The following is a 14710-nucleotide window of genomic DNA, read 5'->3' on the forward strand; positions in this document are numbered from 1 at the left end:
ATACGGCGAAGGCTGCGAATGAAAAAGATGCGGGAATGGAAGAAGTGGAAGCAACTGCACAAAGCACTAAGAAGGCGGGGCTATAAAGGAGATTTTCTCAAAATCTCCATGACGCGATGGCGTAATTCTGCCAGCCCGCTGATAAATATGGCGTTGCCTAACAGTTGGTTCGATGAGCTTGGGCTAATTAACCTAACCTCATACAATGTCGGCATTTTGCATCATTTTCGAGAGAAATGACTGAGGTTTATCAGGAGCCGTATACGAGGCCCGTACGTACGGTTCTGTGAGAGGGATAACGCCGCAGCAAATTACTGCGGCGCTACCCTACTCGATTTTTGTATGGCAATTGAAACAAGTTATTTATGCCAGAATGGTATATGCTTCAACGAAGGGGTAGTGGTGTGTCGAAATGGAAGTAACAAAAATGGGAGCAGGATGGGAGCAAAAAATGCAAATAGGGGGCAAAATTCTCCCCAAAATGCAACCTGGAGCAAACTGTCAAAACCATACAAGCCAAGAGGGACAAGCCTTCCCAAACTTACGCTAACTATAGCAAACTGGGTTCCGACACAGTTAATGTGACTCTTTTTTGGTTTTAGGGGGGACAAGCGCGAAATTTATATTTAAGAAAGCATTGAAGTCAGGGTTTATTAAGTGTAGCGATAATTGACATTAATTCTGACAGCTGGTAGTGAACAAAATAGAAAAACAAATATTTGTCCAGGGATAATGTACCCTGGAATTTTTTGTGTTGTTGGAAATAAACAAAAATTTTAATTTTTTATAAAAAAAACAGAAGGAAAATAAAAAATTTTGTCTAATGTCTAAATGTATATACATATAGATGTACAGCTTAAAGATTGGCGGTGGTAGACATGAAGTAATTAACTAATTTATTTTTATTTAAAAAAAAATAAAGTGAGGGATGGAAAAATGCCAAATGGGCTTGTAGTTGAAAATAAGGAAGCTAATCAGTATCGTTGGGTAATTTTAATTCTGACCGTAGCCTGTTTCCTATTTACCTTTATCACCAGGTTCGCCTGGCCGCCGCTTATTCCCGTAGTTGTGCCGGTGCTGGGCATGCAAATGACCCAGGCCGGGGCGTTTATGAGTGCCTTTTATTTTGGATACATCATTACCCAGGTACCTGCGGGGATTCTGGCAGACCGTTTTGGTGTAAGGATTATTCTGGCAGTGAGTCTAATAATTGAAGGTATTGCTACTTTTGCAATGGGTTCGATGCACACGTTTGAAACGGGCTTTTGGCTTAGGGTTCTGACAGGTCTCGGTGCGGGAGCTGTGTTTGCCGCCTGCTCACGTGCATTAATGCAATGGTTTCCTGCGAAAGAAAGGGGGACTGCCTTTGGTATTTTGTTGGCGGCTCCTTCCGGCGGCATAGTGCTATCAAACTATATTGTGCCGGCACTGAACAATTCTGTGGGCTGGCAGGGCGCTTTCCAGGCTATCGGATTGTCAACTGTCGTGGTGGGTGTACTGGTCTTTTTGCTGGTTCGTGCTTCCAATGAAGTTAAAGGCAATGAAAGCATTTTCGGCGGTTTTAGAATCGTCTTTGGCAGTAAAGACCTTATTCTCACCGCTTTGGCCGGTTTTTGCCTCATGTGGGTGGAACTTGGTACCGCTACCTGGGCCAATGCTTACATAAAAAACGAGCTTGGCTTTTCTGTGGCGGCAGCTGGTCTGGTAATGATTTTTTACGGTGTTGGAGGTGTATTGGCTCCGCTGGTGTCCGGATACATTTCTGACAAAATAGGGCAAAGAAAAAATATTCTCATTTTCTCGTACGTAATAATTATTCCTATAACCGTCTTTTTCGGCTACCAAACAACAATGAGCATGCTTTGTATTATGGGTTTTTTGTTCGGCTTTTGCTCTTACCTGGCCAACCCTCAATTAACAGTACTGGTTTCAGAATTTGCAGGCAAGGAGTGGGCCGCTACGGCCAACGGAACGGCCAACTTTTTCTTCCAGTTTGCATCCATGATCGGCCCGGTAGTGTTGGGCTGGTCCATTGACTTTACCGGTAGTTTTTCATCGGTGTGGTGGATAATGGCAGCTGGTCCTCTGCTAGGTATATTGTTGCTGCTACCGGTCAGACCTGAGAATAAAAGGGCATAAACCGTGAGGTTGGATTGGTAAGGGGACCTGATAATGGAAAACACCATGACCGAATCGGGCATTGTATAACCCAGATACTTTCGGGAATACTGGGTCAGGCAATATGATACCGGTGATTACTCGCCAGAGTTAATAATAAAATCAGGAGGTATTAAGATGTCAAAAGAGATAAGAGATTTGTATGAAGAGAGGCTGGGCCGCTACCAGGCGACCATTGCCCTGGAAAAGACGGACCGGATGCCCGTGGCAACCGGCAGCAACTACTTTGCCGAAGTGTATTCGGGAAATACCAACCAGGAGACCATTTATGACAGTGAAAAGTGGCTAAAAGCCGAAGAAATTTTCATCCGCGATTTTCCGGAAGTGGACGTGCTTCGTAATAACAGGATATGGGCACCCCTTTACGATGCGGTCGGTTGTAAAACTTACAAACTGCCCGGGCGCGACCTGCCCTCGAAAACTCAGTTTCAATTTGTTGAAGAAGAGTACATGAAGGCTGATGAATATGATATTCTCATCAACGACCCCGTGGAATTCATGATGGATCGTTTTCTGCCCCGGGTGCTGGGTGACATGGCCGAACCGGGCTCCACCCGCTGCCGCATGGCCTTCTTAAAGGGCGGTATGGCGCAAATGATGATGGCGCAGGTGATGCGGAACAGATCAATCTACCTGCAGGAAAAACTGGGGATGCCCCAGCCCATGACTGGTGCTTTTGTAGCTCCATTTGACGTTTTAGCCGATGCCATGCGGGGTTTAAGGGGGATTTTGCTAGATATCTACCGCCAGCCGGATAAAGTGCTGGAAGCATGCGACGTCATCGTGCATGAAATAGCCCATTTTGCGCTGTCGACGGCTGACCCGTTAAAACGTTACCCAATCTTTGTGCCCACCCACAAGGCGTGCTTTTTGTCTCCAAAACAGTTTGAGACTTTTTACTGGCCTTCGTTTAAGAAAACCCTGGAAATTCTTATTAACGCCGGCTATACGGTGCGCGCCTACCTGGAAGGCGACTGGGGGCATCACTGGCACCATTTCCTGGAATTACCAAAAGGCAAGTTGATATTGGATATTGATAATCAAGGGGACATCTTCAAGGCCTATGAAACATTGGGCAAGCACCAGTGCCTGGCTGGCGGCATACCCGATTCCATGTTCATCCTGGGAACACCTCAGGAAATGAAAGAAAGGGTCAAATTGCTTTGCGAAACGGTGGGCAAAGAGGGCGGTTTCATCATCAACGGTGGCTGTAACATCCCTTATGATACCAAGCCGGAAAACTACAGGGCCATGATTGATGCCATAATTGAATACGGCACTTATGACAGCAGCTACAAGTGCAAGCCCAAAGTTGCAGAACCCGGTTCGGTAGAAGTTGAGGCGCTGAACAAACAAAGAATGGTCACCCCCTGGGAAAAGAAACTCGAGGAATTGGGCAATATTATGGGGGAAGAAGATTTGATCCGCCGTCCGTGGGAAATGCTGGAAAGTATGGGATATAACTGGATGTGGCAGTGGGTAATGTAACAAAAATATTCATTTCATTTTAGTAAGGAGGAACTGAAAATGTCGGAACTGGCAAAAGCTTTAACAGACCTGGAAGAGAATAAGGTTTATCAATTAGTTGATGAAAAAATAAAAAACGGTGTGTCTCCCCTGGATATCATAGCCGAGTGCAATGAAGGCATGGTGGGCGTCGGCAACCTGTTTTCTTCGGGGGAATACTTCCTTAGCCAGTTAATCTTTTCCGCTGAGATCTTTAAAAACATCATGCAGCAATTGGAGCCGCTAATGCCGAAATCCGATGCGGGGGACTCCGCCAGTAAGGTCATCATCGGTACGGTTAAAGGCGATATACACGACATAGGTAAAAATATTGTTGCCAACCTGCTACGTGGTTCCGGTTTTGATGTTATAGACCTGGGTGTCGACGTTTCTGCCGAAAAGTTTGTCGAAACGGTCAGGGAAACCGGGGCCAGGGTTCTGGGCTTAAGCGCCCTGCTTAATTTTACCTACCCCGAAATGAAAAACGTGGTTGACGCCTTAACCGAGGCGGGTTTAAGAGACAAGGTAACCGTTATTATCGGCGGGGCCCCATGCAATGAACAGGTCCGGGAATTTACCGGTGCCGATTACTATGCGGAAGATGCAGTAACGGGCGTTAACATCTGTAAAAAAATTTATCAATAATTAAACTCAGCCCCGGCCGCGGAAACCGGTTCGGCCGGGGCTGAAATACCTGGGAGGAAATATGTTAATAATCGGAGAAAAAATAAATTCTACACGCAAAAGTATCGATCGTGCGGTTCGTGACAAGGACGTTGACTTCCTGCGGGAAGAAGTTTTAAAACAGGTAAATGCAGGGGCCGGGATGTTGGATGTAAACTGCGGCACCCTGGAAGCACGGGAAGAACCGGATACAATGAAGTGGCTTGTCAAAACTGTTCAGGATATTGCCGACATTCCTTTATGTATTGACAGCCCCAACTGGGAGGCACTGGCTGCCGGTCTAAGCGTCCACCGGGGCAAGGCCATGATCAATTCCATCAGCGGTGAAACCGAAAGATTTAAGAACGTGCTTCCCCTGGTAAAACAATATAACGCGTCCGTGGTAGCTCTCTGCATGGATGACAGAGGAATACCCGCCAACAAAGAGCAGTCTTTACGGGTTGGTGTGAAACTGGTCAGCGAACTCATAGAAGCCGGAGTACCTGTAGATGACATTTACTTTGACCCCCTGGTCCGTTCGGTGGCTACCAATCCGGAAACGGTGCTTGAAACTCTCCAATTAATGGAAGATATGGCGAGCAAGTTTAACGGCCTGCATTTTGTTTCCGGCCTGAGCAATGTATCCTTCGGCTTACCGGAACGAAGGCATCTGAACCGGGCTTACGTGGTAATGAGCATGGCCAGCGGGCTTGACGCCGTGATAGTTGACCCTCTGGACAGCACCCTGATGGCCCTGGTATATGCTACTGAAGCGCTGCTGAACATGGACAGGTTTTGCATGCAATACATCAAGCAATATCAACAAGGCAAATTAAAAGTATTGTAAAATTTAAAAAAAGCTGCCTTGCCGCAGGGATGAAAGTTGAGATATACAATAATGCATGATTTAATGAATTATCATAAGTTTGATCTCCAACTTAACAAAGATGATATTGCCTGTTCAGTTTGGAATAATCTTTCCAAAACTGCCAATCCTTCATCAAACGATCTGCCGGAAAGGGTACTGGATGAAGCACATCAATTGGCACGTGTTAAAGCCGTTTGTAAAACAATGAAGATTATAAAAACAACGGACAGACAAGTTTTTCTGGAAGGAGGCCAAGCGTTGACAAGCAGTTTGCTTGTTTGCTTGGCCGGTCCCGCCCAAAGTTTGTTTTTAGCTATCTGCACTCTTGGTGATTTGATTGATAAAAGGGTGGACGAATATAACCGCAGGGGTTTGGCGGCCCATGCCTATTTTTTGGATGTGGCCGGCACTTGCCTTATTGAATCTGCCGGCAGGAAACTGGTAAAGCAAGTTAAAAATAAGTTTAATAGTGCGGGGTATAAGACAACAATTCCCCTGGGACCGGGTCATTCTTACTGGAAAAACTTTATTGACCAGCAAATCATTTATGATTTGCTCAACCCTAAAGATTTAGGTGTTAAAATATTAAGCAGTGGTATGATGTTGCCTAAAAAGACACTTAGTTTAGTAATGGGAATCGGGCATGAATTGCCCCCCAGTAAGGAAAACCATTGCCATTATTGCGGCATTGGTCATAAGTGTCCTTTGAGTAGAGCTTTAAGACCCGCCAAGTAATTAATATGTCTGGGTCAATGTTGAGAGGTGGCGTAGCATTTGGCCAATGACAAGATTAATAGAAACTCATTTATCCCTCCATATTTTCAACTGGCCCAAATTTTGGAACAAAAAATTTTATCAGGAGAGTTTAAACCAGGCGATTCCCTGCCGTCTGAAAAAGACCTGGGAAAAGAGTATAACTTAAGCCGCATGACTGTTCGCAAATGTTTAAATGTCTTGGCGGAAAGGGGGTTGGTATCTGCACACCCGGGCAGGGGGACTTTTGTTTCACGACCGGCTTTGGACCGGGCGGTGTTTACCTTTGAAGAGTATAACAAAGAAATGATGCGTCGCGGCCTTACGCCGGACGCTCAATTAATAGCGGTAAATGTTATTAAGGCCACGGATGAAATTGGAAAAAAGCTTATGGTGGAAACCAATCAAAGGGTTTTGTATTATTGCAGGTTACTGTTTGCAGATAATACACCAATGGCGCTTGAGCGCAAGTATATGCGCTTTAATAAAGGACGTCCCATTCTTGAGAACGAATTGCAATACAAGGCTTTTTCGGAAATAATATCGGCACACAATGAGGTATTGCCTGTGAGTAGCCGCATGTTGATGAGGGCATCACTGGTTGCTGATGAAGATGCTTCATTGCTGCAGGTTCCACCCGGCTCACCGGTGTTATGTCTGGAACAATTCTTATACTCAAACGATGAAACGGTTGTAGGTTGGGGATTTTTTATTTTCCGGGGGGACCGTTATTCTTTAGTGTCGGAAGTTCGACCACTGAAGGGAGTTGAGTAGATTGACTTCTTTAACCCAAGCAATCAGTGACCTGAATGAAAATCTGGCGATGGAGTTAGTCAAACACCGTTTGGAATCAGGGTATAAACCTCTTGACATAGTGGAAGAATGCAGGAACGGGATGATAGCAGTTGGAGAGCGCTATTCCAGGGGTGAATACTTTTTAGGGGACCTGGTATTATCGGCGGAAATTTTTCATGAACTAATGCAGCTATTGGCGCCCGGGTTTCGCGATGATGAGGTAAAAAAAGTAAGCGGAAGAATTGTATTCGGAACGGTTGAAGGAGATATTCACGATATCGGTAAAAACATAACTATCGCCTTGCTCAGGTGTTACGGCTTTGAAGTATATGATTTGGGAGTTAATGTTCCATCGGATAAGTTTGTAGGATGCCTTAAAGAGACGGATGCCAACATATTATGCCTGTCGTCTTTGCTTTCTTCTTGCTTTGATTCTCTGAAGCGTACGGTACAACAGGTTCGCCTGTTTGATAAGCAGGGGAAAATAAAAATTCTTATCGGCGGTCTGGTTAACGAAAAGGTATGTGAATATACGGGAGCCGATTATTGGGTAACAGATGCACGTAAAGGTATAACCATCTGCCAGCAATGGAATGGAGTGCTGTAAAATTGGCAATTATCATTGAATTTGAACCCATAGGACGAAGAGTGGAGGCGGAAGCCGGCCAGACAATTATGCAGCTTTCCCAGGGCCTTTTGGATCCGGAAACTGACGGGGTTATTGCACCTTGTGGCGGCAAAGGTGTTTGCGGGCGCTGCAAGGTGCGTTTAATTGAGGGTGAATTATTTCCTTCAAATGAGACAGAGAAGAGACTTTTAGGAGAAGAATATATTAATCAGGGTTACCGGTTGGCGTGTCAGGCAGTTATTGCCGGTCCGGCCAAGATTGAAATTCTACCCGAGACACTTTCTAAACGCCAGAAGCTGCAATTGGATGGGCATGTCTTTGGCGTTGTACCCGAGCCGGCAATAAAAAGACATACCATATCCCTGAAAGCCACGACAGTTGATTATCCATATTCCCTTTGGCAACAAGTGGAGTTATCATTGGCCACGAAAATGGAAATTGCCGGCCTGCGTATGGATACAGAATTGATCGGGTGCATTGATCCGCTGGCCGGGGACGGCCAGGTAGTTATTACTACACGAAAAGGGGAAATAATTAACGCTGTCCGGGGTACAAGATATACCGGACCTGTTGGTTTTGCCGTAGACTTGGGTACTACCAAGGTGGCAGGTTATTTGGTTGACCTGCAGACAGGTGAGATTTTGGCGGCCGATGGTATATTAAATCCTCAAATTGCTTACGGGGAGGATGTAATAAGCCGCCTCGTTTTCGCTCTTGATGGGGAAGAACAGTATAACCGGATTAAGCAGGCTTTGAGGGAAGGGCTTAACAGGCTTTTGCACAACTTGTGTAAGTCTGCGGCTGTCAACCCCGAAAACGTTGAAGAGGTTGTGGTTGTGGGAAATACAGCCATGCATCACCTGATCCTGGGATTGCCCGTGCGTCAACTGGCAAGGTCGCCCTATGTTCCGGCGGTAACTTTGCCTGTTGAAGTTAAAGGTAGGACTTGGGGGGTGGACATGGCTCCCGGCGGTGTTGTCTACCTGTTGCCGGCCGTGGCCGGTTATGTGGGGGGCGATCATGTGGCTATGATTCTGTGCAGCCGCATATACGAAGCAACCGGCGTAACCCTGGGGTTGGATATAGGGACCAATACTGAAATTGTGCTGGCCAGGGACGGTGAATTAATATCTTGTTCGTGTGCCTCGGGACCGGCCTTTGAAGGAGCCCACGTTCAACAGGGAATGAGGGCGATAGACGGTGCTATATGTGAAGTTACTTATAATGGAGGACAGCGGTTGCAATATAAAACCATTGGTGAAAAACCGCCAACGGGCATTTGCGGTTCCGGTATACTTGACGCTGTGGCGGAGTTATACCGGTCAGGTGTGGTACATGGTAACGGCCGGTTGGACAATTCTCACCCGTGTGTCAGGTTTAACGAGACAAGAAAAGTTCCGGAATACGTTTTGGTGCCGTCAGAAGAAAGCGGTACGGGTAAAGACATCGTAGTTACGCAAAAGGATATCAGCGAAATACAGTTGGCCAAAGCCGCGATTGCCGCTGCAACTAAAACTTTACTGGCAGAATCGGGATTAAAGACAGAAGACATAGATAGAGTAATTATTGCCGGAGCTTTCGGGACACATATAAACCTAAATAGTGCAGTTGCAATTGGTATGCTGCCGGACTTACCGTTGGAACGTTACCGGCAGATCGGCAATGCGGCGGGAGGTGGTGCCAGGATGATCCTGCTATCTGAAACTGAGCGTTTTAAAGCCGAGAAAATCGCCCGGATAATAAAATACATTGAATTGGCCAGTAATAATAATTTCAGTAACCTTTTTCTTAAACAGATGGGGTTTCCCAAGTTAAATGCATAAAGAACTATACACCCCTATGCAGCAAAAGTTAACATGGCCAGTGCCTTTATGATTAGGGAAAAATGAAGGGATGTTGCTACAAAATGAACGGCATCGGGAGAGTGTATGCAGCTATAAACAGGCTTCCTTCAGACCGGTTTCCCCGGGGGGAACTGGTAGTGGATAAGCAGTTTATTAAAGAATTTATGAAAAAGGAAACAAAACGTGATAACTACCCTGAACCGGTGGAGGAAGACCTGGAAATGGAAATTGAATTTTACCACCGCCTGGGACTGGACCTGGTCTGTGTGCATGATACAGAACCCATGCACCATAGCGGGGATTTATGCTTTAAATTGGACTATATAAGGCGTTTTAATGCGGAAGGTTTTTTCGTATTCCTGGTGCTGAACGGAGTTTTTCAAACACTGGTTAACCAGGCGGGGTTTACGAACTTCATGAAGAATATTGCCCGTTGGCCCCAACAGGTAGGAGAAGAATTGCAAAAACTTTCTCAAAAAATATCGGAACATATTCGCAAAGGCTTGCCGGACGGTGTGCACGGTATAATCATTGCTGATGATATAGCCTTTAACCGTGGAACTTACGTAGCTCCGGAGTTTATACAAAAATATCTTTTACCTTGCTGGCAAAACCAGGTTAACTCGGCCCGGGAACAGCGTATACCCGTTTTTTTGCATTCAGACGGCAATATAAACGCAGTTCTGCCAATTATTGTAGAAGCCGGCTTTGACGGTCTGCAGTGTATAGAACCAGCTGCCGGAATGAACTTTAAAGAGGTAAAACAGAAATACGGAAAGTATCTCTGCTTAATGGGCAATATCGACCCCGCTCTTTTATATGGGAACGGGGCGAACAATTCCTTTGGCTGCGCCAGTGATGATCCTCATGTCCAAAAGCATAATTTCCCGGAACTGGCCCGGGCGGTAAACGAACTTATAGCCATGGCAGCTCCCGACGGCGGCTTTATTTTCGGTACTTGCAGCGGGCTACATGCTGGACTGTCCACTGAAAAGGTTAAATTTATGTATGAATTGGTGAGAAATATTTAATTAACCCGTGATCTTTTGTGCTTGATGGATCATGGGTTTTGGGATATGCTGTATATTGGCTTTAGAGTTGCCAAATTGGTGAGCATCACTAACGGGGGAATTTGAGGTGAGCATTAATAAAGTATTTGTATATGGCACTTTAATGACCGGTATGAAAAACCACTATCTGGTTGAACCTTATATAAAATCAGTTAAACCAGCAAGGGTCGCGGGGGTACTGTATGATTTGCCATACGGTTACCCGGCCATGACAGCCGGAAATACGCTAGTGTTCGGTGAATTAATGGAATTGGCTAACATTACTGAGGCCTTGATAGTTCTGGATAGGTTGGAGGATTACCATGGACCGGACGAAGCAGGTAATCTATACGACCGAGTTGTTCGGGAAGTCGTAGTATCTGGTGAAGAGAAGGTTTTAGCTTACATGTATCTCTGGGCCAAGCCTGCAGAACTTGAAAAGGTTGGGGTAATAGTCCCGGGTGGGGATTGGAAAGTTATTATGCGTGGCAAATAATAATGACTGGCATAGAATTTATAAAGAGTATATAACATTCAGTTAACAATCTCATAAATATGCAGGGTATTGTTTTGGATACTATGACCGGCGACCGGCCTTACCGAAAGGCTATGACGCACCGGGAAGCAGTGGACGAAATGAAAAGTACGGGAATCCAGTTTGACCCGTACCTGGTGGAAAAATTTTTAGAGGTATTGCAGGAAACAGAGTAAGTTTTTTCAATAATAATTTTTTAAGATTTTAAAAGCAATGAAATGATTTTATTAGAAAAATACCATTTTTTTAATGAACTTGATAAATTTTTTATATAAAAAAATACTTGCCTTTCGGGTTTCTTTTTTTTATATTATAATTATTAGCACTCGACAGTAACGAGTGCTAATAAGCAAACTTTTTCGTTTGATTTATCAAAGGAGGGGTTTGTGTGATCAGACCATTGGGTGACCGGGTAGTTGTCAAGCCTCTACCCAGCGAGGAGGTAACCAAGGGCGGTATCATATTGCCCGACACCGCCAAGGAAAAACCGCAGCAGGGCAAGGTTATGGCCGTTGGGCCGGGCAAGCTGCTGGATAACGGAGAGCGGGTGCCCATCGACCTCAAAGTGGGGGACAAGGTACTTTTCTCCAAGTATTCGGGCAACGAGTTTAAAATCAATGATGAAGAGTATTTGGTTTTACGGGAAATGGATATTTACGGCGTAGTTGAGTAATATGGGTTTAAATATTGTAACCATTATTTAGTGAACATAATCTACATCTAATCAAAGGAGGTAGGTTATTATGGCAGGTAAAGACATTATTTTCCGTGAAGATGCCCGCAAGAAGCTGGAAAAGGGCGTAAACGCCCTGGCTGAAGCGGTTAAGGTTACCCTGGGCCCCAAGGGCCGTAACGTGGTACTGGAGAAAAAGTTCGGTTCCCCGATGATTACCAACGACGGCGTGACCATCGCCCGGGAAATCGAGCTGGAAGACCCGTTTGAAAACATGGGCGCCCAACTGGTCAAAGAAGTGGCCACCAAGACCAACGACGTGGCCGGTGACGGTACCACCACCGCCACCGTGCTGGCCCAGGCCATGGTACGGGAAGGTCTGAAAAACGTGGCGGCCGGCGCCAACCCCATGATCTTGAAGCGCGGCATCGAAAGGGCCGTGGAGAAAGCTGTCGATGCCATAAAGTCTGCTGCGGTAACCATTGAAAGCAAGGATGCCATTGCCCAGGTTGCGTCCATCTCGGCCAATGACAATTCCATCGGCAACCTGATTGCCGACGCCATGGAGAAAGTCGGTAAAGACGGGGTTATCACCGTTGAAGAATCCAAGGGTATCGGCACCACTTTGGAAGTGGTGGAAGGGATGAACTTTGACCGGGGTTACATATCCCCGTACATGATCACTGACAGTGATAAAATGGAAGCCAACCTGGAAGAGCCTTATATTTTAATCACTGACCGTAAGGTTTCCGCTGTGGCGGACATTTTGCCGGTACTGGAAAATGTGGTCAAATCCGGAAAACCGCTCTTACTCATTGCCGAAGACGTGGAGGGCGAAGCCCTGGCCACCCTGGTGCTGAACAAACTGCGCGGCACATTTACCTGCGTGGCCGTGAAGGCGCCCGGCTTCGGCGACCGCCGCAAGGCCATGCTGCAGGACATCGCCATCCTCACCGGCGGCACCGTAATTTCCGAGGAAGTGGGCCTGAAGCTCGACAAGGCTGAAATCACCATGCTGGGCCGGGCTTCCAAAGTACGGGTCAAGAAAGAAGAAACCATTATCGTGGGCGGCGCCGGCAGCACCGACGACATCACCGCCCGGGTGCAGCAAATCAAGAAACAAATCGAAGAAACCACTTCCGACTTTGACCGTGAGAAGCTGCAGGAGCGCCTGGCCAAGCTGGCCGGCGGCGTGGCGGTAATCCAGGTGGGCGCGGCCACTGAAACCGAAATGAAGGAGAAAAAACTGCGCATCGAGGACGCCCTGAACGCCACCCGCGCGGCGGTGGAAGAAGGCATCGTTTCCGGCGGCGGCGTGGCCTACGTGCAGGCCATCGGTGCTTTGAACGACCTCACTCCCGAAAATATGGATGAAAAAGTAGGCGTGGACATTGTCCGCCGGGCCCTGGAAGAACCCTTGCGGCAGATTGCCGGCAACGCCGGAGTGGAAGGTTCCGTGGTGGTGGAGAAGGTCAAGACCGTGGATCCGGGCGTCGGCTTCAACGCCCTGACCGGCGAATATGTGAACATGATTGAATCCGGTATCGTGGACCCGGCCAAGGTAACCCGCTCCGCGCTGCAGAACGCGGCCAGCATTTCGGCCATGATTCTGACCACTGAAACTCTGGTGGCCGAAAAGCCGGAAAAGAATAAAGGCGGCATGCCCGGCGGCATGGGCGATATGCCTCCCATGTAAAACGAATCAAAAAAGCCCCGCAAAAGGCGGGGCTTTTTTGATGGGGCTGTAAAAAAACTTTTATAAATATAACGAATAAGTAAAAATTAATTTATCAATTGTCAAACTAGTTAAAAAAACAGGAAATTTTTTTAATGTATCGAAATAAAACTGGGTTTATTAAGAATATGATTTTAAGGGGAATAACTAAAAAGTGAAATACGTTATATGGTTATTTTTATATTTTTATGGATTTATAACCTTGTTATTAATAGTACCAGCTTATGCTGCAGAGGGAAATGCTCGACCCAATTTGATAATAAACGAATTTCTGGCTTCCAACGGTAATGTGCTGGCCGACGAGCGAGGTAACCATAGTGACTGGATTGAAATATAACCGGACTTTATAACCGTAGTTATTTTGAAGAAGAATTAAAACGTTTGGATACCAAGAGGCAGTTGCCATTGTCCATCATTATAGGAGATGTTAATGGTTTAAAGTTAACCAATGATGCTTTTGGACATCAAAAAGGTGACGAATTACTCAAAAATATTGCCCGGATATTGAAGAATTCCTGCCGCAAGGAAGATATAGTTGCACGCTGGGGCGGAGATGAGTTTGCTATTCTATTACCAAAAACTTCTGCAAAGTCAGCTGAAGCTATTTGTCGACACATCAAACAAAGATGTGATGACGCGGGTGCAGACCCTATACCACTGAGTATAGCCCTTGGAACCGCTACCAAAGAAAAAACCGCTGATGATAAACAGGAAGTGATTAACCGGGCCGAGGATAAAATGTACCGGAACAAGTTACAAGAAAGCAAAAACCTGCGTAGTGAAATAATTGTTTTTTTAAAAAAGTTACTTCAAGAAAAAAACCACGAAACAGAAGACCATACTATTCGTTTGCAAAAAATGGCCTTGCACATAAGTAATGCTTTAAATTTACCGGATAATCAGCTCAACGATTTACTCTTGTTGGCTACGTTTCACGACATTGGCAAAATTGTTATTCCATATGAGATACTATGGAAACGTGATAGGCTGACACCGGAAGAGTGGGAAGTAGTACGCAGGCATCCCGAAATAGGCTAACCACAAACTACATATTGCACAGTGTCAAAAAAAGTGATATATTAGTAAGCGTCGCTGCTGCGGCCGCGACGAAAAAAAGCAATAATGGCGGTAGTGGCGCGGCGAACAGTCCCCGCTCCCACCAGAAATTGCCGGTTGACGAAAAGTCAGCAAAAGTGATATAACGAAGATCCTGGCGCGAGGGCGCCACCTGAAAAGTTCCTTGAAAACTGAACAGTGTTTGAGATGCGAGCAACTCGTCAAAAGCGAGTAATTCTAGGAAACAGCAAACAAGAGTAAAGATTAAACTCTTTGTATAAAGTATATATGGAGAGTTTGATCCTGGCTCAGGACGAACGCTGGCGGCGTGCTTAACACATGCAAGTCGAACGGTTCTCGAGGTTCGAGGTTCGAGGTTCGAAGTTCGAACCTGGGTCAAACCTAACGGGACAATGAAAAAAGACCC

The 14710-nt window shown here is 46.0% G+C and carries 14 protein-coding genes, 1 rRNA gene and 1 pseudogene; all 16 read left to right on the plus strand.

Features of this window, described 5'->3' with window-relative positions; all coding sequences use genetic code 11:
* Positions 1-240 (plus strand): annotated as a pseudogene (locus BM299_RS17850) (group II intron reverse transcriptase/maturase); the annotation flags it as partial.
* A gap of 696 nt (positions 241-936) precedes the next feature.
* Complete coding sequence (locus BM299_RS17855) at positions 937-2139, plus strand: MFS transporter (RefSeq protein ID WP_092487669.1); 1203 nt, start codon at positions 937-939, stop codon at positions 2137-2139.
* Between the two features lie 156 nt (positions 2140-2295).
* Positions 2296-3666 carry a uroporphyrinogen decarboxylase family protein gene (locus BM299_RS17860; protein ID WP_092487672.1) on the plus strand — a complete coding sequence of 457 codons (1371 nt, stop codon included), beginning with the start codon at positions 2296-2298 and terminating at the stop codon, positions 3664-3666.
* A 39-nt stretch (positions 3667-3705) separates the two neighbouring features.
* A complete protein-coding gene (locus BM299_RS17865) occupies positions 3706-4329 on the plus strand; it encodes a cobalamin B12-binding domain-containing protein (protein ID WP_092487675.1) in 624 nt (207 codons plus the stop codon).
* 61 nt (positions 4330-4390) lie between these two features.
* Positions 4391-5194, plus strand: coding sequence for a dihydropteroate synthase (locus BM299_RS17870; RefSeq protein WP_092487678.1), 804 nt, complete (start codon positions 4391-4393; stop codon positions 5192-5194).
* Positions 5195-5230: 36 nt separating this feature from the next.
* A complete protein-coding gene (locus BM299_RS17875; protein ID WP_245779851.1) occupies positions 5231-5950 on the plus strand; it encodes a Vitamin B12 dependent methionine synthase activation subunit in 720 nt (239 codons plus the stop codon).
* Between the two features lie 39 nt (positions 5951-5989).
* Positions 5990-6742, plus strand: a complete 753-nt coding sequence (locus tag BM299_RS17880) for a GntR family transcriptional regulator (RefSeq protein ID WP_092487679.1) — start codon at positions 5990-5992, stop codon at positions 6740-6742.
* Between the two features lies 1 nt (position 6743).
* Positions 6744-7370, plus strand: a complete 627-nt coding sequence (locus BM299_RS17885) for a cobalamin B12-binding domain-containing protein (RefSeq protein ID WP_092487682.1) — start codon at positions 6744-6746, stop codon at positions 7368-7370.
* 2 nt (positions 7371-7372) lie between these two features.
* The gene (locus BM299_RS17890) at positions 7373-9214 is read left to right on the plus strand and encodes an ASKHA domain-containing protein (protein WP_092487685.1); all 1842 of its coding nucleotides are present in this window, start codon (positions 7373-7375) and stop codon (positions 9212-9214) included.
* A gap of 83 nt (positions 9215-9297) precedes the next feature.
* Positions 9298-10266, plus strand: coding sequence for a uroporphyrinogen decarboxylase family protein (locus BM299_RS17895; protein ID WP_165608427.1), 969 nt, complete (start codon positions 9298-9300; stop codon positions 10264-10266).
* A gap of 106 nt (positions 10267-10372) precedes the next feature.
* Positions 10373-10780 carry a gamma-glutamylcyclotransferase family protein gene (locus BM299_RS17900; protein WP_245779852.1) on the plus strand — a complete coding sequence of 136 codons (408 nt, stop codon included), beginning with the start codon at positions 10373-10375 and terminating at the stop codon, positions 10778-10780.
* A gap of 74 nt (positions 10781-10854) precedes the next feature.
* The gene (locus BM299_RS19585) at positions 10855-10995 is read left to right on the plus strand and encodes a hypothetical protein (RefSeq protein ID WP_165608428.1); all 141 of its coding nucleotides are present in this window, start codon (positions 10855-10857) and stop codon (positions 10993-10995) included.
* A gap of 212 nt (positions 10996-11207) precedes the next feature.
* The gene (gene groES / locus BM299_RS17905; RefSeq protein ID WP_092487691.1) at positions 11208-11492 is read left to right on the plus strand and encodes a co-chaperone GroES; all 285 of its coding nucleotides are present in this window, start codon (positions 11208-11210) and stop codon (positions 11490-11492) included.
* Between the two features lie 70 nt (positions 11493-11562).
* Positions 11563-13188 (plus strand): chaperonin GroEL, encoded by a 1626-nt coding sequence (gene groL, locus BM299_RS17910; protein WP_092487694.1) that lies wholly within the window; start codon positions 11563-11565, stop codon positions 13186-13188.
* 372 nt (positions 13189-13560) lie between these two features.
* Positions 13561-14265 (plus strand): bifunctional diguanylate cyclase/phosphohydrolase, encoded by a 705-nt coding sequence (locus BM299_RS17920; RefSeq protein ID WP_092487700.1) that lies wholly within the window; start codon positions 13561-13563, stop codon positions 14263-14265.
* A 303-nt stretch (positions 14266-14568) separates the two neighbouring features.
* A 16S ribosomal RNA gene (locus BM299_RS17925) occupies positions 14569-14710 on the plus strand; the annotation flags it as partial.

Origin of the sequence: Desulfoscipio geothermicus DSM 3669, assembly GCF_900115975.1 — a bacterium.
Classification (GTDB): Bacteria; Bacillota; Desulfotomaculia; order Desulfotomaculales; family Desulfallaceae; genus Desulfoscipio; species Desulfoscipio geothermicus.